The organism is Pseudomonas abietaniphila (assembly GCF_900100795.1).
In the GTDB taxonomy this organism is placed as follows: domain Bacteria; phylum Pseudomonadota; class Gammaproteobacteria; order Pseudomonadales; family Pseudomonadaceae; genus Aquipseudomonas; species Aquipseudomonas abietaniphila.
The window spans coordinates 1-23,143 of record NZ_FNCO01000033.1; the positions used below are offsets into that span (position 1 = coordinate 1).

Below are 23,143 nucleotides of genomic sequence, written 5' to 3' on the forward strand. Positions count from 1 at the left end.
TAAGCTTATCCACAATTGCTGGGGCAAAAATCAGCAATCCGTCCTGGGTCAATTTTCAATCGGCAGGGTGGGTCAGTTTTAAATCAGCGCCAACACCCCCACCTCATCAAGCACCTGCACGGCGGCTACGGCTGCGGAATCACCAAGCGTCATGTGATTGGAGCCCCCCTAATCCCGCACTGGCAAGGGGCTTCCAACTATACTTAAAGTATCATCAGTCGTATTCGTCCTGGAACGGTTCCAATGTACCAAAATGGATAGTTCTGGGAACGCTCACAACCTCAACATCTTCTACTTCTAAATCCTTGATCTCCAGATTATCAGACCCATCTCCGAAATCAGCACGCAATGTCACCAATATTTTTGAATTAAAGGATTTCTCCACCTCTACCGTACATGAGTCAATCGGCACATAATCACCGTCGATTGAATCATGAACGGAGAGTGAAAACTCCCCTTCTACATCAACTGTAATTTCAGCATCTAATTCCAAAACAATGAAACCATCTCCGTGCTCAATTAGGCGCAGCTGCGGAGTGTTTAGCTCAAGCCGTGACGGCAGCGAGTGATCAAAATAGTATTTTAGGAACTGGTGCGGAAGCCTTTTTTTCAACAAGCTCCTGGTTTGTTACAATCTCTGCCTCGCAGACGTTCGAAGAATGCACGAATCGTCCAAAAGGCTGCGATCCTGGCTGCGTGCGACAGGTAAAAGCAGGCCAGCAACACATCCCCACGAGAAACCAGGAAGCGCTTTCCCCAGATGGCCGGCGCTGGGCATTTGATCCAGGTGACCGCTACGGAACAGACCCAGTCGCCTTGCTCAGCACGTGGGAACATCAGACTCTTGAGCGAATGCTCAACGCTCTCTGAGAAAAATCCTACTCTAAGCGCCTGTCTGCGGCGGTCGGGAAACAATCCAGGAGTACGGCGTATTCTTTCGCATCCGTTATGATGACCGCGATGGCAGCCACAGTGTCCCTAAAACGGCACATTAAGCCCTCTTACGAGCGCTAAGGTGCCGTTTTGAGGTCATTATGAGCCTTCTTCACGGCGTAGGAATTCACTGATGCATCGAACTACAGCATGACCTTTTCACGCTCAATCGGCGGCCTCAAATGATCTGGCATGGAGTTCTCTACGTTGAAATCGACAACCACTCCAGTCAGGGCTTCCAACTCCGCTTCGAGATGCTGGATGTCGAAGAGTGAGATTTTGCCTCGCATACCAGCAGGGATGATCGCCAGGATGTCGAGGTCACTGCCATCTAGGTCTGTTCCACTCGCGGTCGATCCAAAGATGGCCGGCGACACAAATCCATAGGATTCGATGAGTAGTTTGATCTCGCTGGTTTTGCCTTGGATCGCGTGAGACGGTTTCATGATTTTGCTCTTCGGAAGTCCCTGCGGCACTCGGCCAACGTTGGGCTTGCGGATGTTAGGATCTAGCCTGCCGCCCAACACTGGAATCGACATTTCGCGTACGCCGGCACTCTCACAGCCTCTCTGAGAATAAGGCAAATGATGAAGTTGGTCAGGTTAATCCGCCATGGTGAAAGTGCAGCAAACGCCGGTGCGGCCACTCAGGATCACGCGAGCATTCCTCTCACTGAGCACGGTGTTGATCAGGCACGCCGAGTGGCCCTTTCATTCGCTAATACTCCAGACTTGATCGTCACTTCGCCCTTTTCTCGCGCTCTGGCCACCGCTCAATTCACGACGAGCGCATTCCCATCTGTCCCCATGGCGACTTGGCCGGTTCAGGAGTTTACGTACCTAGAGCCTGCAAGATGCGTGAATACCACCGTGGCTCAACGGCGGGATTGGGTGCATGAGTATTGGAACCAGGCCAATCCCTCGCTTGTAGACGGTGATGGGGCCGAGTCATTCCTTGAGTTTGTATCGCGGGCACAGACGTTTCTGAGGCGACTTGCGGCCCATCCGTCGAAGGACATAGTGGTTTTTTCGCATGGGCAGTTCATCAACGTGGTGGCGTGGTTGATCGAGCGACAGCCTACGGAGATCGACAGCCAAGCGATGACTGATTGGCGAGAGTACGAGATCGCAAATCACGTGGAGAATTGTGGTGGGTACGTACTCGTGTACGAACAAAGTGATAGCGGTTGGAGGCTTATGCCGAGGATTGGTGAGGGCGCGGTTCTTCGAGCACGGCTGTCGTAAACCAAGCCGCCTGACGGCGTCTTGGCCCTGCGGGCGGACATCCTCGCGCCTGCGCGCTCCGCTTGCCCACCTTGAGCGGAGCGCCGCACACCACTCGGAACTCCAGCCTACACATCGAACAAAATCCAAGATTTATGAAACGCTCGCCCGTCACAGGCTGCCAAGATGATTCGGTCTACGCTGCGCACGTCGCCCCTTGCTTCATCCTATCTGCTTTTTATAAGTTGATATCATTAGCGTTGGCAACAAGTGGCCACTTCGCCTTAAAGCTGCTGATCTACGGCGCGATAAGATTGCCATGGTTTCGAGGGCGTCCTCCAGGAATTCGCGCTGTTGCTGCTCCCGCTTTGACCGGACAAAATTATGACCTTATTATGAACTAAGATTTACAGCTAACCCGGACTAATGAAAAATGTCCCTTGCCACTCACATTCGACCAATTACATGCGAAATATACTTGAGGGTGAAAGCTTAACGATTCACTGAAAACACCTCAAAGCCAGACGTAGAAACTCACCTTATATAAAAGACTCAAGCCTAGTTATTCGTCCTTAAATAAGGGGTGTCTACAGGCTTTAGCGCCTTACCCAGTCTCAAGCCCAACTGACACAGTTAGATTTCTCTGCTGCGCCCCCTTTGAGATTTCAGATTTGTAATTTTCGAGTCATCCCGCCGTTATCCCCAACTCGTCAGTATTGCGCCTACTGGCAGCTCTCAAATCTACAAAAAATAGCCAGGTCGACGTCTATAAGAAACTGCCGATTCGAACGGAGCGCACATGACCCACTTGAAAAAAATTTCGCTCGCGGTGTTTTCCACTATCGCGAGTGTCACGCCAGTTGTCGGTTTTGCCGAAGAAGCCAAAGAAGGATTCATTGAGGGAAGCACCCTCAATCTCCTTAGCCGCACCTTTTATATGAACCGTGATAGCCGCAAAGGACAGTCTGCACCCTCTGGCAAAGGTTATTCCGAAGCCACTGGGCAAGGTTTTATCGGGAAATTCGAATCAGGTTTCACTCAGGGCACCTTCGGCGTAGGTGTCGATGCGTTCGTGCTGTCGGGCTTCAAACTCGACACCGGGGGAGGACGTAACGGTGGGCAGAGCTCGTTCAACGTCTTGCCTGTCGACAAAGATGGCAATGCAAAAGACGAGTACACGAAGGTTGGCGGCTCGGTGAAAGCTCGCGCATTCGACACTGTAGTGAACGTCGGAGATGTGTTCCCATCGACTCCTGTGGTGTCGTTTGGTGACTCACGTCTGCTTCCCGAAAGCTTCCGGGGTGTGACGGCTATTAACAAAAGCTTCAGCGGCCTGACGGTTCAAGGTGGTCGGCTGCATTCAATGAGTCAGCCCCAGTCCACCTCGATGCGCGATAATTTCGTGACCTTCTACGGTGGCCCGGTGAACTCGCCTTGGATCGGCTACTTCGGTGGTGACTACGAGGCCACTGACCGGCTGACTGTCGGCTTGTATGGCAGCAGGCTAAAGGATGCATGGGATCAGAAATATGCCTCGGCATCCTACGTGCTTCCACTGTCTGACCAGATGGCGCTGACCACAAGCCTGAACTACTACAACGCCACCGACGAAGGTAAAAAGCTCCTCGGGAAGTTCGACAACGACATCTGGAGTGCGAAGGTCGCCCTGCAGTACGGCTCGCATACTCTGGCCCTCTCTCACCAGCGTAACCAAGGTGATGACGACTTCGACTACCTGAGACAGTCTGACTCGATCTACGTCGCGAACTCGATCCAATACAGCGACTTCAACTCTCCGAAAGAACGCTCCTGGATGGTGACCTACAACCTGGACATGACTAACTTTGGCGTTCCTGGCCTGACATTCATGACCCGCTACGGCAAGGGCACGGACGGCGACTATTCCAACGCCAACAGCGTCTACATGCGACGAGATGTGGACGGTAATCCGCTAAAGGATCAGAAGCGCTGGGAACGCGACATCGAAGCGAAATACGTCGTTCAGACAGGCAGCTTGAAGGATCTGTCACTGCGACTGCGCCAAGCGACTACACGGGCCACTGCGTTCGAGTCTGATCTGGATGAAGTCCGGCTGATCGTGGAGTACCCGCTGAGCGTGCTCTAACTGATCACTTGCCTAGCCGCTGATAGCTGGGAGAGAGTTTGCAATCGAATGTGAAGGTGCCCTAAGGGGCACCTTCTTACGTAGGTCTGATCAATGGGATAAAAAAGCGGCCATCAGGGCCGCTAAGTGTGGAGGTTCTGTGACTGCGCCTAAACGCCCAGGTAAGGCGCGGAATCAATTTTTGCCTCGGCAGCGGCTCATTACCTGGTATTGCACGGTATTCAAGTCGCCTCTGGAGTCTTCGTAGGTCATCAACTGAGGAATAACTTTGCACTCTCTGAGCTCTGGAGAAGTTCTTACAACCTTGGCAATGTCCAGTTTCATCCCGTACTTGTACTCCACAACATTTGGCACAGGTTTGCTGTTCTTCTCGGCGTAGTTGACGACGGCAGCCTGGTGATCCTTGATGGCATTTTTCACCGCCAAGTCATCATTTGCAAAGGCGTAAGAAGCTAAGGGGGCAGCAACAGTTAGAGCGAAAATAAGCGATTTGATAGTGCGCATAGCTGGTCTCCGTTGAGTGATGACTCAAGGTACCAAGTCAGCATTAACTGGAACGTTGCGCAAAAATTACCATTTCGCAATCTTGGCCACTTACTGAAAAAAGCCTCATTACAGCATTGTAATTATTCGCTCACCTTCCCGTTAGGGTCGCGCAAGTACTATTGATACCAACTCCTGATGAGCCAACGCTTGGTGATCAGGTACTGCCACTTCATCAGACGGTATCTACTATGAATCTGCTTAAATCGATGGTTCTGACGGTCGCTGCTCTTTCTTCCCCTGCATTGTTTGCCCAGGATGGCAGCGAGCTGGCCAGCCAGGCAGCTCAAAAAATGAAAATCGCTCAGGAAGTGCGCTTCCAAAATCAAAACGATGCCAAAGCTACTGAGTACGTAAAGTCCGACGACAACGCGCCTGCCAATCAAACGAAAAAAACCGACGGCTGATTTCCAGTTTCCTGTATCGCTCCCAATTCACCTTTAGAAGCTCCCGAGCTCCTTTGGTTAAGGTGAACCTTTAAGCGCCCCCGCAGGGCGCTTTTTTTTGCTTAAAATTTCGTCCCATGCCAAGAACGGTCACGCTGGAATCCCAGTCTGATCTTCAACGTTCTACTCTTCCTCTATTCACCCCCTCCAGATTAAGGATATGTCGATGAGCTCAGGTCACAGCCACGGGCAGGTGCGAGCAGGTCATGAGAAAAAACTGCTGCTTGCCCTTCTTCTCACCACAGGTTTCATGATTGCTGAAGTGATAGGCGCATGGGTCACCGGTAGCTTGGCGCTGCTGTCGGACGCGGCGCATATGTTCACTGACTCAGCAGCGCTTGCCATTTCGCTGCTGGCGTTCCAAATAGCCAAACGCCCGGCAGACAGAAATCGGACGTTCGGCTACGCCCGATTTGAAATACTCGCCTCCGCTTTCAACGCGATCCTTCTCTTTTTCGTCGCCATCTACATTCTCTACGAGGCCTACCAACGACTCGTCGAACCTGCGGCCATCCAGTCTATCGGCATGCTGGTCATCGCCATCCTCGGTTTGATAGTGAACCTCATATCAATGCGGATGCTGGGCGCAGCGAGCGGCGAAAGCCTCAACGTGAAAGGCGCCTATCTCGAGGTCTGGAGCGATATGTTGGGGTCGCTCGGAGTTATCTTGGCCGCAGTAGTGATCTGGCTCACAGGCTGGGGTTGGGTGGACTCATTAGTAGCCGCTGGCATTGGCCTTTGGGTTCTTCCAAGAACTTGGGTGTTGCTGCGCGAAAGCATGAATGTGCTACTTGAGGGGGTACCGAGCGGTATTGAGGTGCAAAAGGTCGAGCAGACCATCTTGGACGTGCCAGGGGTGGTGGCAATTCACGACCTGCATGTTTGGTCGGTCACCAGCGGGAAGAACGTGCTTAGCGTTCACGTCGTGATTCCGGAGAGCGCGTCCAACGGCCAACAGATCCTGACAGAGGTGACAGAGTCGGTGAGCAAAGCCTTTGAGATTGGTCACTGCACCATCCAGTTAGAGCACGAAGGGTTTCACAGCAACGAACACAACGACCCCGATCACGAACACCATTAGTAGCACGACTTGCGGCAGTCGCCTGCCGCAAGCCAGCTCGCGGTTAGTCCTCCTCTTTGCGATGAGCCCACTGATACAACGCTGGCAGTACCAACAGCGTCAGCGCAGTGGAAGAGAGGATCCCTCCGATCACAACCGTTGCCAGTGGGCGTTGTACCTCAGCGCCCGTACCCGTTGCCAACGCCATCGGGATGAAGCCCAAGGACGCGACGAGCGCAGTCATCAAGACAGGACGCAACCGGGTAAGAGCACCTTCGTTAACCGCATCCTGAAGCGACCTACCTTCCTCCCGCAGGCCGCGAATGAAGGCAATCATCACCAAGCCGTTCAGCACAGCCACCCCAGACAGCGCGATAAAGCCGACGCCTGCCGAAATAGAAAGCGGAATATCCCGCAGCCACAGCGCCAGTACCCCACCGGTAAGCGCAAATGGGATGCCGGTGAACACCAGCATGCCGTCTTTCAAGTTGTTGAACATCATGAACAACAACGCCATGACCATAAGCAGCGCTACGGGCACGACAATCTGGAGCCGCTTGGCTGCAGACTGCAGCTGCTCAAATTGGCCGCCCCAATCAATCCAGTAGCCAGCAGGGATTTTGACTCCGCTGTTGATGCTCGTGCCAGCCTCTTGAACGAACGAGCCCAAGTCACGACCACGGACGTTGGCACTGACGATCACCACTCGCTTGCCGTTTTCCCGACTGATCTGGTTCGGGCCCAACACCAAGTCGATACTCGCGACTTGCGATAGCGGAATGAAGTTGATCTGTTGATCACTACTGCCTACTGTGGCCGGGATCGGGATTAAAAGAGTCGACAACCCGGCCACGTCGGTTCGCAGTTTGTCTGACAGTCGCACGACCATATCGAAACGACGGTCTCCTTCATACAACGTGCCGGCCTGACGCCCCCCCACAGCTGTGGTAATCGAGTCCTGGACATCACCAATGTTAAGGCCGTAACGAGCAGCCTTATCTCGATCAATGTTGATGGTTAGCACCGGTAAGCCTGAGGTTTGTTCAACCTTCACTTCGGATGCGCCTGGCACCTTCTGCAAGGTAGCGGCAATTTTCGTGGCGGTCTGATTCAGCACTGTCATGTCATCGCCAAACACCTTCACCGCGACGTCACTTCGCACACCCGAGACCAGCTCGTTAAACCGCAGCTGAATAGGCTGGGACAGCTCGTAGTTACTTCCTGGAACAGTCGCCGCTGCCGCTTGAAGCTCAGCGATGATTACTTCTCGAGATTTGCCTGGATCTGGCCATTGGTTCTGTGGCTTCAGCATCACGTAACTGTCTGAGATGTTCGGAGGCATCGGGTCAGCAGCAATCTCAGCCGTCCCCGTGCGCGCAAACATCCGCTCCACCTCCGGCACTTTCTCAACGATGATCTTCTCGAGACGCTTCTGCATATCGACGGACTGAGAAAGACTGGTACCGGGAACTCGTAATGCCTGAAGAGCAAAATCGCCCTCGCTCAAGCTTGGAACAAACTCGCTGCCCATGCGACTCGCCATAACGCCAGACAGAATGATCAACACAAAAGCCGTGAAAAATGCGGCCAGCCGATTCTTCAGCACCCACGAGAGAACTGGCGCATAGCCAACCCGTGCTGTACGCATCACGATGCCTTCTTCTTCCTTGACCTTGCCGGTCACAAACATCGCGATAGCAGCAGGTACGAAGGTTACAGAGAGAATCATGGCACCCAAAAGTGCAATGACGACGGTGAAGGCCATAGGGTGGAACATTTTGCCTTCTACACCGGTGAGGGCGAAGATCGGCAGGTATACGACCATGATGATCAACTGACCAAAAATCAGTGGCCGACGGGCCTCTTTTGCGGCAGCAAACACTTCATGGAATCGTTCTGTTCGCGTCAACATCCTTCCATGTTTGTGCTGCGCATGCGCGAGTCTGCGTATCGAGTTCTCGACAATTACTACTGCGCCATCGACGATGATGCCGAAGTCGAGCGCACCTAGACTCATCAGGTTCGCACTGACCTTGTTGGTGAACATCCCGGTAAAGGTGAACAACATAGCGAGCGGGATCACCATCGCAGTAATCAGGGCAGCACGGATGTTGCCGAGGAAAAGGAACAGGATCGCGATGACCAGAATGGCACCTTCGACCAGATTCTTTTTGACCGTTGCAATGGCTTTCTCAACCAGGTTGGTACGGTCATACACCGTGACGGCGTGAACACCCTCAGGCAGGGAACGGTTGATGTCGGCCAGCTTTGCAGCCACAGCTTGCGAAACAGTTCGGCTGTTCTCGCCAATGAGCATGAAGACTGTCCCCAAGACAACTTCACGACCATTCTCGGTCGCAGCACCTGAGCGTAACTCCTGCCCGATGTCCACATCCGCAACGCTGCTGACACGGATTGGGGTGCCCTGAACATTCGCGATCACGATATTTGCGATGTCTTTAATGGTACCCAATTGCCCAGGAGCTCGAATGAGCAGTTGTTCACCACCACGCTCGATATAGCCAGCCCCAACGTTGGCATTGTTACGCTCCAGCGCGGCAACGAGGTCGTTCAACGTCAACTTGTATGCCGCAAGCTTCTTGGGATCCGGCGCAATCAAATACTGCTTGGCAAAACCGCCAATCGTATTGATTTCAGCCACTCCGGGAACGTTACGTAGCTGCGGCTTGATGATCCAGTCCTGTATGACTCGAAGGTCGGTGGGCGTGTAGGGAGTACCGTCTTCTTTGCGCGCGCCATCTTCAGCCTCAACAGTCCATAGAAAGATCTCGCCCAGTCCAGTGGAGATCGGGCCCATCAAGGCCTCGACACCTTCCGGTAACTGCTCCTTGGCGGTCTGCAGGCGTTCACCTACTAACTGACGAGCGAAAAAGAGGTCTGTGCCGTCTTCAAAAATAACGGTGACCTGAGACAATCCAGAACGTGAAAGCGACCGGGTTTGCTTCAAGCCTGGCAGCCCGGCCATGCTTGTTTCGATAGAGAACGTAACTCTCTGCTCGGTCTCCAAGGGCGAAAAGCCCGGTGCTGATGTGTTGATCTGAACCTGCACGTTGGTGATGTCAGGCACGGCGTCGATGGGTAATTTTTGATAGCTGGCTATACCAAGCCCCGCCATCAACAAAACAGCGAGCATCACAACGATGCGCTGTTCAATTGCGAATTGAATCAACCGTTCAAACATTGAGGTTTACTCTTACGACGCGGATCAATGAGCGTGCTCGGCAGAGCTCTTGCCTAGCTCGGACTTGAGGATGAAGCTGCCTTCTGTGGCCACCTGCGTGCCGACGTTGATCCCCTGGAGGATTTCCACGTGACCACCTTCGCGTCGACCGACCGTGACCGGTTGCACCTGGAAGCCTTCCGCGTTCCGAACAAATACCGACGGTTTGTCTTCAACCGTTTGAATGGATGACTCAGGCAGGGTCACCTTGGCCGCCCCCTTCTCGGCGGTCACTTCGATGGAAACGAACAGGCCAGGGCGCCAGGCACCGCTAGGGTTAGGCAATACCACCCGAACAGATGCAGCGCGGGTCTGCTCTCCCAGTAGGCTGCCGACATAACTGACACGGCCATCGACTTGAGCTCCCAGATCTGGCGCGCTGACTTTCACTGCCCGACCGACTGCCACCTGCTTCAAATCTTTAGGGCTTGCGCCAAAGGTTGCCCACACACGGGTCAGATCGGACAAAGTGAACGCGGCTGTAGACTCATTCACGACCTCTCCAAGACCGAGGTGTTTCTCGACAACCACGGAGTCGAAAGGAGCAATGAGTTCATAGCGATTGCCGGCGGCGACTTTGATGTTGGCGCCAATGGCATTCAGTTTCTGGCGTGCATTCGCAAGGCTGATATCAGCCTCTTGGTACGCTTGCCTGGCCAGAAGGTAGTCCTGCTCAGCAGAGATTTTGTCTTCCCAGAGTTTCTTTTCCCGTTGCATGGTCAGACGTGCGAGCTCAGTTCTGCGTTGGGCCGCATCGAGCTCACTACGCAGATCCGTGATCTGCTGACTCGCGATCACAGCCAGTACCTGGCCTTTTTTCACGGAATCGCCCAACTCAACTTTCACTTCATCAACGATCCCGTTTACACGTGGGACAACATGAGTTGTGCGGTCTTCATCAAATCTGATCTCGCCGGGGAAAGTGAGTGAAGTACTCATCGGTCGAGGCGCAGCAGCTGCGACCTCAATCCCGGCGGCGTCAATTTGTGCTGTCGTCAATTCAAGCTGCCCTTCCTCGTCATGGGCCTCTTCTTTGCCCTGCCCCGAGGCTTCTTTGTTGCTGGACTCTTCGCCGTCATGGTCTTTTCCTTCGGCATGTTTATGCCCAGATTCACTCTCCTGCTTTTTCTGTGGCGGTGACTCTGCGGCAAATGGAAGTCCGGTGTTCGTTACAGTCAGGCTCCCCAGCCCAACAATGGCTACCACCGCCAGAACGGTGGTTATGCTCCGTTTTCTGTTCATGAGTGCTCCTGGCAATCACGTGATTTCCCACACGCGATGCGTTCAATAAATGCGAAAAAGCGATTAAGGGCGGAGGGAGAAGCGGCTGAGGTCACCGTAAGTGCGCTCGACGGTTACCCGTGCTTCAGTCGCGATGGCCAACGATTCGAGAAATTGGCTACGTGCCAAGATAAGCGTGCGCTGGGCATCGAGAACTTCGAGAAACCCGAACTTCCCCATTTCAAAGCCCCTTGTGGCAGCATCAACAGCGCTCTTCGCCGACGGCAAAATGACCTCATTGAACGCCTCGATGTCTCGGGATGCGGTCGCCCACTGATCAAGAGCTGTCTGGGTCTGGGTACGCAACCTCAGCTCGGCGGCATTGCGCAAGTCACGTGCTTGATCAGCTCGGCGAGAGGCCGACAGTACGTTGCCTTGGTTTCTGTTGAAGAGTGGAAGTGGCATGGAAAATCCAACAACGTTGATACGCTGATGATCTTCTCGACTGTACTGACTGCCCACACTGACGGTGAGATCAGGAACGCGCTGGGCCCGCTCAGACTCCAGAGCGGCATCCCGTTGCTCAATTTGAGCCTGCGCCAGGCGCAGGTCTGCAGAATCGTTTATGGCACCCATTACTTGAGAAACCGAGGGGGACTTTCCAGGAGAGAGGTCGGAGTATTCGAGAGCGTCGAATGAGCCATTCAGGGAGCCTGTCGCACGAGCCAAATCACGATATGAACTGGCCTTCAATGTCTCGGCACGGCGAACAAGCAGTTCAGTCTCAGACAACTGCACCTTGGCGCGGGTCTCTTCAACGGGGGATGACTTCCCAGCACGGACACGTCCTTGCGCAACCTCAAGCCCTCTTTCAGCCAGGGACAGGGATTCTTTAGCGAGATCCAGGCCTGTTTGTGCACGTACCGCCGCGTAGAAGGCTTGAGTCACTTCAGCACGGAGTTCGTTTCCCCTGCGCTCAAGCTCGATGCGGGCAGCGTCTTGGCCACGAATTGCAGCTTCGACACGAGCGCCTCGTTTGCCGCCCAGCTCTAACGCCTGGCTCAACATCACCGTCGTGGTACTGGTGTTGCGACGCGTGTCCTCTGTTTCCCACGATACGACTGGATTGGGAATAAGACCCGCCTGGATTCGGTCACCTTCCGCAATTCCAATTTCCTGTCGTGCAGCGGCAAGATCAGGATTCATGGCGAATGCCGAATCAATCGCCTTAGAAAGGCTCATGCTCTGACCAGCCACGGCCAGCGGCGCGCCAAGCGGCATCAGCAATAGGCAGAATGCTCCGACGCGGATAGCTGCTCTGGAAAAACTTCTAAATCCCAGCACGATGAAAGTTCTCCGATTGCATAACTCACCGAATATAAAATGGACAGGTACAGCTCCGCCGACGAGTCGGAGTTTGATGGGAGGACTTTATGCAAACGCAGTTATCAGAGGGATTGCTGGAACATTACAATTACGTAATCTGGAAAAATAGGAATCTTCTTGAATTACAATTAGTTTCGATACTAATCAAAGCTCATGTCTGAAATGAATTGCAATACCTAGACTCTTGCACTCATAGCAGAAATTTGTACGCCACAAATCGATTGTGACAGTGATGCGACAGATTGTCGCCTCTCAGGGTTAATCGAGGTATTTCGGCAGTATGCGCTTGACCCTGTAGCTACTACAGGGACGAAAATTGGCTTCATATCCAAGGGGTTGTGAAAAATTCGTTCGGAAAAATTGTGAAAAAATGGTTATCCCGATCAAGAATTCAGGCAACTGCCACCCATCAAAAAAAGGAACTCCTGCCATGCGAATCCTTGTCGTCGAGGACGAGCTTAAAACTGCCGAATATATGCATCAAGGCCTTACGGAAAGTGGGTACGTTGTTGATATAGCCAATACGGGCCTTGATGGCCTATACCTGGCTAAACACCAAGGCTACGACATCGTAATCCTGGACGTAAATTTACCTGAAATGGAGGGCTGGGAAGTACTTTCCAAGTTGCGAGAAATAAATAATACCCGCGTTATGATGGTTACTGCTCGCGGGCGTCTTGATGAAAAAGTTCGTGGACTTGAGATGGGAGCTGACGACTACCTGGTAAAGCCATTCGAGTTTCCTGAGCTTTTGGCCAGGGTTCGGACGCTGATGCGCCGGACTGAACAGGCCGGCTTGCCAGACGTACTCAGAGTCGGTGACCTGGAGCTTGACCAAGGTCGGCACCGAGCATTTCGTGGTAACCAACGCATAGACCTCACGACGAAAGAATTTGCTCTGCTACACCTGTTGATGCGCCACAGCGGTGAGGTTATGTCGCGAACCCAAATCATCTCCCTCGTTTGGGATATGAATTTTGACTGCGACACGAACGTGGTCGAGGTGTCCATCAGACGCTTGAGGGCCAAGATTGATGATCCCTTCGACCAGAAGCTGATTCATACTCTGCGTGGTGTCGGGTACGTGTTGGAAGTCCGCGAATGAGGTCTGCGCGGCTATCCGTGAAGCTTGGCATTACTGTCACCGCGATGTGTGCGGTGCTGGTAGTGGTAATGGCGACATTCGCTTTAGCTTCCATTTGGCGGCAGCTCGACATCCAAGCAAAGGATGGATTGGAAGAGAAGTTGTCCCAAGTTGAGCATAGTCTCGCGGAGGGCTCATCCTCGATTGCCGACATCGTCCTTCACCCCCATAACCTGCGAGATCAAATTGTCGGTCACGACAATCTGACGCTCACCATCATGGACTCAAGTATTCCTCGAAAACGCCTGCTAAGACTTGGAGAAGGAGAAGGAGGCGAGGTAGAACAGCCTGTGCCGAAGATCAACACGAGCGCTTTGGAGTTCAAAGAGATTAACTCGGCGGAAGGCTTCGAAACGCTCATGGCTTACAAGCTCATCCGGCTCAAGAATGATCAGCAGATATTGGTGATCCTCACGCTCGACAGGAGAAGCGATTACACATTGCTGAAGGCGTATGTGAAATCCACTCTTATCGCTCTACCTCTGATTTTGCTTCTAGTAGGTGGATGCGCTTGGTGGGTAGTACATCGTGGCTTGAAGCCTTTGCGAGCATTCCGCCGCGTAGCAGAGAGTATTTCCGCTAGAGACCTATCGCATCGAATGAAAGTCCAAGGGCTGCCCGAGGAACTGAGTGATCTAGCCCACGCCGTAAACTTCATGCTCCATAGGCTGGACGGAGACGTGCAGCAACTGGCGCAGTTCTCGGATGATTTGGCACACGAGCTGCGTTCGCCCATGAACAACTTGATGGGAACAGCGCAGGTCACGCTCTCGAGAGAAAGGCCCCCTCATGAATACAAGCAGGTGCTGGAGTCCTGTACTGAAGAACTTGAGCGCTTGTCACGAATGGTGTCTCAAATGCTTTTTCTGGCAAGCGTGAGCCAGCCTTCAGCGCCCCTGACATTCAGCAGTGTCGATCTTCAGGATGAGGCCAATAAGGTCTCGGAGCTATTCGCAATTTCTGCTGAGGAGAAGAAGATATCGGTGGAGGTGTCCGGCGAAGGCAAAGTTCTCGGGGACAAGCTGATGATCCAGCGCGCGATCTCAAACCTGCTCTCCAACGCAATTAGGCATGGATCACCCGGAAGCACCGTGACTCTTGGTCTCTCCACGTTGGCCGACGAAGTGATACTGGCGGTCAGCAACGTCGGCGAAGGCATTGAAGGAGAACATTTGCCACGATTGTTTGACCGGTTCTATAGAGTTCACCCCAGCCGCTCTCGCCAACAAGGAGGTACCGGTCTTGGCCTGGCTATCGTGCGCTCCATCATGAGCCTCCATGAAGGTCGGGTTACGGTCAGCAGTGAGCTGGGACGAATCACCACCTTCAGTCTGATCTTTCCGAAATCAACCTGAAGCTGAACGTGTCTGGATCAGTTGAGGTTCCACCTGCCAATACCCGGTGCGACTGCATCGGGTTTCTCATTTGAAGCCCCACGCATTCGGTTACACATTCAGTTTGCGTCAAGCAGCAGATTGCGCTGAGGCTACAACCACGCTTATCAGCTACTCCATCCTAAGTGAGATTCAAATCATGTCCACGCCGACACGACGCGCCGTAAATACCTTGGCAGCAATCGCAGGCATCAGTCTGTATACGCTCGCGCAAGCCGCCACGACGTCCATAGACGTCTACAGAGATCCAAACTGCGGCTGTTGTACCAAGTGGATCAGCTACCTTAAAGACAATGGATATGAGGTAGTGGATCACTTGGAAAACAACATGAGTGCAGTGAAAGAAAAGCTAGGCGTTCCAGCACAACTGGGGTCATGCCACACCGGCGTTGTTAACGGGAAATTTGTAGAGGGACATGTCCCCGTCGAGCAAATCGCTGAGCTCAGCACGAGGCCAGACTTGAGAGGTGTTGCGGCACCGGGCATGCCACTAGGTTCACCAGGGATGGAGTCGGGTACGCGTAGGAGCGCGCACCAAATTATTGGAGTCACCAACACTGGAGATCAGACTATTTTGGCAGACTTCCCAGCTCGATAGCCTTCAGGGGTGCGACGCCATCGCGAGATTATAACCGGCATGGATTAATCGAATACGCCGGCAGCCATAAAGCCCCGCCGGCGAATGCTGCTAAGGTGCTTTCCCGCAAGGGTCTTAATCGAAGAGATCCTGTAAAAATGATTTCTTGCGATAGGGTTGTCCTTGGTGCCCGGTCTGATAGCCGTCCCGCCATCCGCCAGAATGATTCGACTGCACTTCGGAGTGCCCGCCGTGTTTGCTCCCGTGCTTACTGCCATGCTTATCACCTTGGTGACCGCTGGAAGGCTGTGAGCAGACTACATCTGCTGGAGGTGGCGGTTCCTGATGAGAAGCCTGAGTAAATCCAGCAGGTAGAAACCGTGACTCCTGCTGCTGGCTCCTTTCGATGATTTTGTCGAGCTCGCCACGGTCAAGCCAAACGCCCCTGCACTGAGGGCAGTAGTCGATCTCAACGTTCTGGCGCTCGGTCATAATCAGTGAGATGTCTTTGCAAACGGGGCATTGCATGGTCTCTTCCTTCTGAATTTGAATGACTAAATAGCGGCTGTCGTTTCAACGGCGCAGTAGCCTTAAGCCGTTGAAGACGACGAGCAAGCTCGCCCCCATGTCGGCAAAAACGGCCATCCACAGAGTCGCAAACCCCGAGAATGCCAATGCCAAAAACACAATCTTTATGCCCAGCGCCAAGGTAATGTTCTGCTTCAAGATGGAGGCAGAACGACGGCTCAAGCTGATGAAGTCTGCGATTTTGCGCGGATCGTCATCCATGATCGCTACGTCAGCTGTCTCCAGCGCTGTTGCAGTCCCGGCAGCCCCCATCGCGAAACCAATGTCGGACTGTGCAAGGGCGGGAGCATCGTTCACTCCATCACCCACCATCCCCACATTGCCGTACATGGTCTTCAACTCAGCCACGGCAGTTTGCTTGTCCTCGGGCATTAAATTTCCGCGTGCATCCGCAATGCCTAGCTGACCAGCAATCGTTTTGGCAGTGGCAGGGTTGTCACCTGTCAACATGACCGGCGTCACATTCAATGCCTTCAACGCCGCAATCGCTTGAAGGCTCTCAGGCCGGACAGCGTCCGCAACCGCGAAGATTGCTACTGGGCCGGCGCTGCTGCACAACACGATCACTGTCTTGCCTGCGCCCTCAAGCTTCGAAAGCTTGGCTTCCAATTCTGCTGAACACATGCCTAGCTCTTCCACTAAGCGATGGTTGCCCAAGTGCCACACTTCATCGTTAACCTTACCTTTGACACCCCGCCCATTGAGGACACTGAAGTCACTGACCGACATGGCTTGTATTGCTGGTTGCTGCGAGTTCCACCCTGCGACCAAAGCCTTCGCCACTGGATGCGTACTCTGTTCATCCAGGCTCGCGGCAATCAGGAGTGCGGTTTCAATCGGCAGTTCACCCAGCGACTCGGAGTCAGTTAGAACTGGTTTGCCTTGAGTCAACGTGCCGGTTTTATCGAGGGCTACCACCTTCAACAACCTGCCACTTTCAAGGTAGGCACCGCCCTTGATCAGGATCCCCTGCTTCGCGGCAGATGCGAGGCCGCTTACCACTGTCACGGGGGTTGAAACAACAAGCGCACAAGGGCAGGCAATAACGAGCAAGACCAGCGCCTGGTAGAGCCATTCACTCCACGTTCCACCGAACAATATTGGGCCAAGGGTCGCAACAAGCAGGGCCACTAAGACAACAACAGGAGTGTAGTAGCGCGCAAATTGATCGACGAACCTCTGCGTAGGCGCCCGCTGTGACTGAGCGTTCTGAATGGCTGCTGCGATGCGAGCCAGCGTACTTTCTCCAGCAACGGCAGTCACGCTGGCCTCAACCACGCCGTCGGTAACGATACTGCCCGCATAGAGCTGATCACCCACGACCTTATCTACCGGCAAGCTTTCACCGGTGATTGGCGCTTGATCCAGGGCCGCTCGGCCAGAGGTTACCGTCGCATCCAGAGGCACTCTCGACCCAGTACGAATACGGATTTGACTGCCCCGCGCCACACCTTCGACTGGTTGTTCCTTCCAGCCGCTGTCACTCATTACCTCAGCAGTTTCAGGCGCAAGGGCAGTCAGCGACTTAATCGCGTTGCGGGCGCGCTCAAGAGATAAAGCTTCAATGGCTTCGGCAACCGCGAAGAGGAAGACCACCATCGCAGCTTCCGGCCACTTGCCAATTACCACAGCGCCCAAGACAGCCAGCGACATCAAGAAATAGATGTTCAGCGTGAAGTTCTTCACGGCGATCCACCCCTTTTTCAGGGTAGGTAGACCAGCAGTTAGAATGGACAGCACAGCCAAGACCACGACCGGCCAAGACCCTTCCTGCCCGGTCGTCCAGGCGATTACTTCAGCGGCAACGGCAGCTAGGCCACTGACTGCCAGCAACCCTTTCAGACGTTTGGTAAGCGCCGGTGGGACTGCCTTTGGAGGTGCGCCAGCCTCGATGAGGGTCGGCCCCATATCGAGAGCATTCAAGGCGACAACAATTGCTTCCGGATCATCCAAACGGTGATGCACCGTAAGCTCACGATCCAACAGGTTGAAATCGAGTCGAGCAACTCCAGGCATCGGCTCCAGGCGGTTCCGGATCAGCCGCTCCTCAGTAGGGCAGTCCATCTTGTCGATGCGATATCGAACCTGAGTCGTCCCTTCAGGCCCAGGCGTCGGCGCGCGTGAAGTCGCCGAGCCCACAGAATTGGCTTTGCTTGAGCAGCACGCATCCACATGGGTATGAGCCGCAGAGCCATGGTCATGTCCGTGATCGTGATCGTGATCGTGATCGCCTGCACCGTGGTCATGATCATGGTGAGCAGACTTGGAGCCGGACGCCTGAGAATCATGCGAACCGCATGCATGTGATTCCTTACTACCCAAGCTCTCGGCGTGATCATGGCCGTGCTCAGCTTGGTGAGCCCGAGATTGAATCTGTTTGGCGAACACCTCCCGAGGGTCAGCAGAGCAGCAATCGTCTGACTTCGGGACAAGGTGCAATTTGGCTTTGGACTGATTTTCCTGACTCATGACGCGTCTACCAATAAGGACATGACGCCATTCAACAGCCTGTAGTAACTACAGGGTCAAGCGAAGGATTTGAAGTTTGTTCAGATTGAGGCAAGGACACGGGTCGAGGCGACGTCCCTACGTGTGGGCGGTTGAGGACTGGATATAGGGAACATCAGGCGGTCAAAGTAGCCAGCACCTCGACTGTTCCGTCAGCTCTCACCTTGGGAGTCATGCATATCGAGCAGGTCATCAATCTTCTGATGAAGCTTATGGGACAACGTCTGGAGAAAGCCGTCAGGACGGTCTTCGACACCCGTAATCTGCGTCGGCTGTAGACCTACCCAGGCACAGACCGCCACCACAGCCGACAGGGTCAAAAGCAGAGCTGTCCAGCTAGCCATTCGGCGCAGCCTCACCTAAAAAATCCTCCTCGACCATTTTGTTACAAGTCTTTTCATCATCATGTTGTAGATGCCAAATACGATACCCGCCGACGGCGGCGTACCCCTAGAGTAAAAACCCCGCCATGTTCGGCGGGGTCTTATCTATCAGTCACCTTTCTTGTGCTTGTGCACGTCCAGGTCGGGATGCTTAGGCTTGTTTTCGGGGGTTACACGGCGACGCTGGTCTGTCTTGCCGGTTGATTCGGCGATTGGCTTGGGCCCAGGTTTGATGGCCATACGACTTGCTCCTTCAGCTGATAGGGATATGCCTTTGCAAACGACTGCCGTGTAAGCGTTCGCTCAGTACGGTCACGAGATTGAGGGCACCCAAACACTGTAGCTTGATATTTTTATGCCAGCATTGGAGTACAGCTTTTTCGCCCGTGCGTTTCAGATCCCTACTCAAACTTGCTGAAGTGTTATGCCGAGAAGAGGGAGTGCGGCCTAACAGCCAAAGCTTCTCCGGCTCACGTTAAAGTCAAGGACAGCGCTGAAAATCCCTATTCATCGAATGGCAATGGAGAAGTAGGATCACGGCGCACCTCGAAGGTGTTGAGTGTCATCGCAACAAGCGAGTAGTACCCATACACTCCGATCAGCTCAACCATGCCAGGCTCTCCAAATAGCGTGACGCCTTGATCGTAAAGCACGCCATCAACACGCCGGGATTGATAAAGCGACTGGCCGATCTTGTATACGCACTGCTCATCGGCCCAGGTGAAGGCGGGAGTCCGTTGCTGCCTAAGCGCTTCGATCACACTGTCGGAAACGCCTGCAGCTCTGGCGATAGGCTCGTGAATTTGCCACTCGGCCTGAGAACGCCACCAAGCAGCAGTCGTCAGGATGGCGAGTTCGGTAAGTCGCAGCTCCAGTGTCGTGCCGTATCGGCAAAACGCTCCGAGACGCTGCGCGTGGTCTGCAAGCGCCGGGCTGTGAATCCAAGCGAGGAAAGGGCCATCCAGGTTGCCGCGAGGCCCCTTCTGAATCACAGCTAGCACGCGCTGCTGATCCTCGCTCATCTGATTGGGTTGCAATGTGGTAAGACGCGATTGAATGTCCATGCTGTCTTCGTCCAAGCCTGTCTATGGCGCTGCCGGTAACCTAACCTGCGCCCTGATTCATGCCCAGCCCAAAGTAATCCAACACAAGACGCCATATCGAGTGGCCTTGGCAAAGGTGACTAGAGCCAGAAAGCTCCACAAAGGCTCCCGCATGAGCCCAGCAACCAACGTGAGCGGGTCACCGATGATGGGCACCCAGCTCAGCAGTAACGACCATCGCCCATATCTGTGATAAGTGTTCTGAACGCTCTCCAGGCGTTTGGCTGAAACGGGGAACCAGCGCTTGTCTCGCCAGCGCTCCATGTACCGCCCAAGCACCCAGTTCACCATCGAACCCAAGACATTCCCAATCGTAGCCACGAGCAACAACGCCCATGAAGGATGCTGCTTGGCCCATAGCAACGCGACCAAAACAGCCTCAGATTGCAACGGCAACAGAGTGGCAGCGCCGAAGGCAGAGAAGAAAAGGCCGATGTAGCCGGTGGCTTCCCACATGATGGCTGCCTAGAGGTACTTGGTGATCTGCTTGAACTCCTCAAGCGATGCACCTTCGCCATTGGCCAAAGCGCCCACCGCGTCTTCCAGACAGTGATCGATGTGATCCTGGATCAATGTGCGCTTAGCCTGGTACACCGCCTTCTCGACGGCGTGCAGTTGCTGAGCGATATCCACACAGGCTCTGCCGTCCTCGATCATCGTGACGATACTGCGCAGGTGACCTTCAGCACGTTTCAGGCGCTTCACAATGGCATCATGTGACTGATGAGTATGGTCGTGGTGTGGAGTCTTTTTGCTCATGACTTAGTCCAGCGAGGGGAAGCATGCAGTATCCCCCACCAGGGGTTGGCCTCCAAGTCAAAGCAGGTCGACGCCGAATCGACGAAGCACCAAGACGAATAGTCCGAACACCACACAACTAACGAACATCCCAGCAAGAAGCGCTGGCCAGAAACCCAGTCGGACTAAAAGCCTGGGGAAAATCAGAAACATCGGCAGCGTGGGTACGACGTACCAGAAGGTGTACCACGCGTGATTGGCGATCTTTTCAGGGCTCTGCTGTTCGTAGTACAGCCAGATGAGTGTGAGAACGGTAACCAGAGGCAAAGCGGCGATCAGGCCACCCAGCTTGTCGCTTCGCTTAGCGAATTCGGATACCAACACAACGATTGCAGAGGTGATGAAGTACTTGGTGATCAACCAGCTCATGGGCCTTCAGGCGTCCAGGGCGCAACCGTTCGGTGGAGCTTCATCCTATCCCCCTAGGGGGGATATATCAAACCGATTCCTGCCAAGACTAAAATTCACAAGCGAGCACTACATCACTTCTAGAGGCATGGTGTTTTGAAGAAGTTGAGCCATGCAAATGCGCCAACCGCAGAGCTGATTTGAAGCATGCGCGAGGTCGCTGTAATGCTGAAGAACTCCTCCACTTCAATTCTTTCAGTGCCGGTGCGCTTGGCTGACGCAGGGCAAGATCAGGAGACCATAGTGCTGATTCATTTGGAGAAGGGGATTCAGGAGGCTGAGGACAAAGTGCGCCGGCACGCCAAAGAAGCAGGGACGGGAATGATCGTGAAGCTGAGCACGCACTAAGGCCGAGTGCAGTACCCCTCGTTCGAGGCCCTTCATATGGGCGTATACAGGTTATCGATCCAAGGGTAAGTTCGTTGTCAGGAAATCACTCAGGGCGCGCAACCATGGACGGCAACCAACGCATGATCGCCTGGTCGGCAGAGTGGGCACTGATCGGTGGAGTAGTGGCATGCACTGGCTGTATGCAGAGCCAACCGATTTCGAAAGCCGAAGAACCATTCCCTCATGATCCAAGCTGTGCCGGCAAAGATGAGGTGGCCTCGAAGCCATGGGCAGAACTGCACCAGATTCTTGATGAGGAGCGTGGGTGACCGCCGTCCTTCATCTCCAGGCGAATTACGCAGAGACTGAATCCAGTCGCACGATTCCGCCCACATTGATCCCATCAACGATGGTGCTCACCTTCTCCTCTCCATCCTGGAACACCTTAATCATCCGGTGGAGAGCTTGGGCATCGGGCTCGTTCCCGGCCTGACTCAAACGGTCGGCAATCCTCACCAACTCTACTGCTGACCGCTTCAAATCCGCAGCGACTCCTTGAAGGTCTCTACGAAGGTGTTGGGTCAAATTATTCATGTTCCTATTCCTATATCGCTCTAACAGTCCAAAGCTGATCCAGCCTGGTCGTGAAACTTTGGCTCATTAAATCTCTGCGCATCGCCCAGCCTGGGTCTTTGGGAACACTGGCCACTCGAAGTGTTCCTCGTCCCCATCTGTCGTTGATCTCATCCAAAACCCCCATCAACGTATCGGCCATAGCCGGCTGTGAGTGAGCAAAGAGGTCTTCCGTGAATTCGCCAGGCTGTCGCAGATCCATCAGCAGCACCTCGGCCTTGCTGTATTTGAATCCGGGCCTGAAAAGTCGATTCACCGCCTCTGTTGCGGCCTTGGTCATGAGTCGTACATCGTTCGTGGGATACGGCAACTCGACCAAAGCCCCATTGGCGTACTTGGCCTCTTCGGGATTGAACATCCCCGTGCGAATGCTGACGCGGATCTTCTTACATAACGAGTTTTGCGCCCGAAGCTTTTCTGCCGCGCGCTGGGTATAAGTGGCCACGGCTTCTTTGATCGGCTCAATGTCAGTCAAGCGAGTGCCGAACATCCGGCTGCAGTAGATCTCTTGCTTCGGCGGATCAGCCTCCCCAAACTCCAGGCATGACGTGCCGGCAAGCTCGCGAGCCGTCTTCTCGATCACGACGCTAAATTTCTGCCGGAGTGTCCAGGCATCGGCCTTCGCCAAGTCCATCGCAGTCTTGATGCCCATGGCCTCAAGGTGCGCTTTCATCCGCTTACCGACACCCCACACCTCCCCAACCAGGTTGTTACGCAGCGTCCAATCGCATTTGAACTGATCGCAAAGATCGACCACGCCGCCAGTCTGATCGATCAAGCGTTTGGCAGTGTGATTCGCAAGCTTGGCCAAGGTCTTCGTACGGGCGATTCCAACCCCCACCGGGATGCCAGTGTGCTTAAAGATGGTCGCGCGGATGTTTCGGCCAAAGGCAGTCAGGTCGCCCGGAATGCCGGTCAAATCTGCGAACGCCTCATCAATGCTGTAGACCTCGAGCGCCGGCACCATGGACTCGATAATGGTCATCACGCGCTCGCTCATATCACCGTTTATGTGTAATAGAAAGTCAATAAGAACCGGGCCATGCTCGCCCTTGGAGCTTCTCATACCCAACCGGTATGGCTGTAGCTTCTGAGGAGA

At 54.0% G+C, this 23,143-nt stretch carries 24 protein-coding genes and 1 pseudogene; 10 read left to right on the top strand and 15 right to left on the bottom strand.

The annotated features are described in order from the left end of the window. Positions 1-214: 214 nt before the first annotated feature. Complete coding sequence (locus BLS87_RS32700) at positions 215-613, bottom strand: hypothetical protein (RefSeq protein WP_062384636.1); 399 nt, start codon at positions 611-613, stop codon at positions 215-217. Positions 614-753: 140 nt separating this feature from the next. Between BLS87_RS32700 and BLS87_RS35450 the strand changes: the two are divergent. Further along, positions 754-870, top strand: a pseudogene (locus BLS87_RS35450) (DUF7693 family protein); the annotation flags it as partial. Positions 871-1,076: 206 nt separating this feature from the next. On the opposite strand, the gene BLS87_RS32710 reads toward BLS87_RS35450, so the two are convergent. Continuing rightward, positions 1,077-1,379 (bottom strand): nucleotidyltransferase family protein, encoded by a 303-nt coding sequence (locus BLS87_RS32710; RefSeq protein WP_062384954.1) that lies wholly within the window; start codon positions 1,377-1,379, stop codon positions 1,077-1,079. A gap of 141 nt (positions 1,380-1,520) precedes the next feature. Here BLS87_RS32710 and BLS87_RS32715 point away from each other — a divergent pair, with 141 nt between their 5' ends. Both BLS87_RS32715 and BLS87_RS32720 read left to right on the top strand, forming a co-directional pair. Beyond that, complete coding sequence (locus BLS87_RS32715) at positions 1,521-2,177, top strand: histidine phosphatase family protein (protein WP_062384633.1); 657 nt, start codon at positions 1,521-1,523, stop codon at positions 2,175-2,177. Positions 2,178-2,955: 778 nt separating this feature from the next. Beyond that, entirely contained in the window at positions 2,956-4,281 is a 1,326-nt protein-coding gene (locus tag BLS87_RS32720; protein ID WP_062384631.1) for an OprD family porin, read from the top strand. Positions 4,282-4,455: 174 nt separating this feature from the next. Here BLS87_RS32720 and BLS87_RS32725 read toward each other — a convergent pair whose 3' ends face one another. Further along, complete coding sequence (locus BLS87_RS32725; protein ID WP_062384629.1) at positions 4,456-4,785, bottom strand: DUF2790 domain-containing protein; 330 nt, start codon at positions 4,783-4,785, stop codon at positions 4,456-4,458. A 230-nt stretch (positions 4,786-5,015) separates the two neighbouring features. Here BLS87_RS32725 and BLS87_RS32730 point away from each other — a divergent pair, with 230 nt between their 5' ends. Further along, positions 5,016-5,231 carry a hypothetical protein gene (locus BLS87_RS32730; protein WP_062384627.1) on the top strand — a complete coding sequence of 72 codons (216 nt, stop codon included), beginning with the start codon at positions 5,016-5,018 and terminating at the stop codon, positions 5,229-5,231. A gap of 205 nt (positions 5,232-5,436) precedes the next feature. After that, positions 5,437-6,351, top strand: coding sequence for a cation diffusion facilitator family transporter (locus BLS87_RS32735; RefSeq protein WP_062384624.1), 915 nt, complete (start codon positions 5,437-5,439; stop codon positions 6,349-6,351). 43 nt (positions 6,352-6,394) lie between these two features. Here BLS87_RS32735 and BLS87_RS32740 read toward each other — a convergent pair whose 3' ends face one another. The 3 genes from BLS87_RS32740 to BLS87_RS32750 all read right to left on the bottom strand — a co-directional run bounded on the left by BLS87_RS32740 (position 6,395) and on the right by BLS87_RS32750 (position 12,103). Continuing rightward, complete coding sequence (locus BLS87_RS32740) at positions 6,395-9,532, bottom strand: CusA/CzcA family heavy metal efflux RND transporter (RefSeq protein WP_062384622.1); 3,138 nt, start codon at positions 9,530-9,532, stop codon at positions 6,395-6,397. 24 nt (positions 9,533-9,556) lie between these two features. Beyond that, a complete protein-coding gene (locus BLS87_RS32745; protein WP_062384619.1) occupies positions 9,557-10,813 on the bottom strand; it encodes an efflux RND transporter periplasmic adaptor subunit in 1,257 nt (418 codons plus the stop codon). A 63-nt stretch (positions 10,814-10,876) separates the two neighbouring features. Then, positions 10,877-12,103 carry a TolC family protein gene (locus BLS87_RS32750; RefSeq protein WP_062384952.1) on the bottom strand — a complete coding sequence of 409 codons (1,227 nt, stop codon included), beginning with the start codon at positions 12,101-12,103 and terminating at the stop codon, positions 10,877-10,879. Between the two features lie 505 nt (positions 12,104-12,608). Here BLS87_RS32750 and BLS87_RS32755 point away from each other — a divergent pair. The 3 genes from BLS87_RS32755 (at position 12,609) to BLS87_RS35020 (ending at position 15,314) form a co-directional block, all read left to right on the top strand. Then, positions 12,609-13,283 (top strand): heavy metal response regulator transcription factor, encoded by a 675-nt coding sequence (locus BLS87_RS32755; protein WP_062384616.1) that lies wholly within the window; start codon positions 12,609-12,611, stop codon positions 13,281-13,283. Continuing rightward, positions 13,280-14,677 carry a heavy metal sensor histidine kinase gene (locus BLS87_RS32760; protein ID WP_062384613.1) on the top strand — a complete coding sequence of 466 codons (1,398 nt, stop codon included), beginning with the start codon at positions 13,280-13,282 and terminating at the stop codon, positions 14,675-14,677. Before BLS87_RS32755 ends, BLS87_RS32760 begins: the two co-directional genes overlap by 4 nt. Before the next feature lie 367 nt (positions 14,678-15,044). After that, positions 15,045-15,314: a DUF411 domain-containing protein gene (locus tag BLS87_RS35020; RefSeq protein ID WP_341845443.1), complete on the top strand. Its 270-nt coding sequence runs from the start codon at positions 15,045-15,047 to the stop codon at positions 15,312-15,314. Between the two features lie 114 nt (positions 15,315-15,428). On the opposite strand, the gene BLS87_RS32770 is transcribed toward BLS87_RS35020, so the two are convergent. The 7 genes from BLS87_RS32770 to BLS87_RS32800 all read right to left on the bottom strand — a co-directional run bounded on the left by BLS87_RS32770 (position 15,429) and on the right by BLS87_RS32800 (position 21,042). Beyond that, positions 15,429-15,821, bottom strand: coding sequence for a TFIIB-type zinc ribbon-containing protein (locus BLS87_RS32770; RefSeq protein ID WP_062384611.1), 393 nt, complete (start codon positions 15,819-15,821; stop codon positions 15,429-15,431). Between the two features lie 45 nt (positions 15,822-15,866). After that, positions 15,867-18,350, bottom strand: a complete 2,484-nt coding sequence (locus BLS87_RS32775; protein WP_238591777.1) for a heavy metal translocating P-type ATPase — start codon at positions 18,348-18,350, stop codon at positions 15,867-15,869. 530 nt (positions 18,351-18,880) lie between these two features. Further along, positions 18,881-19,012 (bottom strand): hypothetical protein, encoded by a 132-nt coding sequence (locus BLS87_RS34965; protein WP_024073362.1) that lies wholly within the window; start codon positions 19,010-19,012, stop codon positions 18,881-18,883. A 263-nt stretch (positions 19,013-19,275) separates the two neighbouring features. Further along, on the bottom strand, positions 19,276-19,836 hold the full coding sequence (locus BLS87_RS32785; RefSeq protein WP_062384599.1) for a carboxymuconolactone decarboxylase family protein: 561 nt from the start codon (positions 19,834-19,836) through the stop codon (positions 19,276-19,278). Between the two features lie 57 nt (positions 19,837-19,893). Further along, positions 19,894-20,331 carry a YqaA family protein gene (locus BLS87_RS32790; protein WP_062384597.1) on the bottom strand — a complete coding sequence of 146 codons (438 nt, stop codon included), beginning with the start codon at positions 20,329-20,331 and terminating at the stop codon, positions 19,894-19,896. A 9-nt stretch (positions 20,332-20,340) separates the two neighbouring features. Continuing rightward, a complete protein-coding gene (locus BLS87_RS32795; protein ID WP_062384595.1) occupies positions 20,341-20,634 on the bottom strand; it encodes a metal-sensing transcriptional repressor in 294 nt (97 codons plus the stop codon). A 57-nt stretch (positions 20,635-20,691) separates the two neighbouring features. Further along, positions 20,692-21,042, bottom strand: coding sequence for a DUF3147 family protein (locus tag BLS87_RS32800; protein ID WP_062384592.1), 351 nt, complete (start codon positions 21,040-21,042; stop codon positions 20,692-20,694). Positions 21,043-21,246: 204 nt separating this feature from the next. On the opposite strand from BLS87_RS32800, the gene BLS87_RS32805 reads away from it, so the two are divergent. After that, a complete protein-coding gene (locus BLS87_RS32805) occupies positions 21,247-21,429 on the top strand; it encodes a hypothetical protein (protein ID WP_143024545.1) in 183 nt (60 codons plus the stop codon). Between the two features lie 104 nt (positions 21,430-21,533). Further along, on the top strand, positions 21,534-21,740 hold the full coding sequence (locus tag BLS87_RS32810) for a hypothetical protein (RefSeq protein WP_062384586.1): 207 nt from the start codon (positions 21,534-21,536) through the stop codon (positions 21,738-21,740). 25 nt (positions 21,741-21,765) lie between these two features. On the opposite strand, the gene BLS87_RS32815 is transcribed toward BLS87_RS32810, so the two are convergent. Both BLS87_RS32815 and BLS87_RS32820 read right to left on the bottom strand, forming a co-directional pair. Continuing rightward, positions 21,766-22,005, bottom strand: a complete 240-nt coding sequence (locus BLS87_RS32815; protein WP_062384583.1) for a hypothetical protein — start codon at positions 22,003-22,005, stop codon at positions 21,766-21,768. 10 nt (positions 22,006-22,015) lie between these two features. Beyond that, on the bottom strand, positions 22,016-23,143 hold a 1,128-nt coding region (locus BLS87_RS32820), incomplete at its 5' end, for a DNA polymerase Y subunit UmuC family protein (protein WP_482211659.1).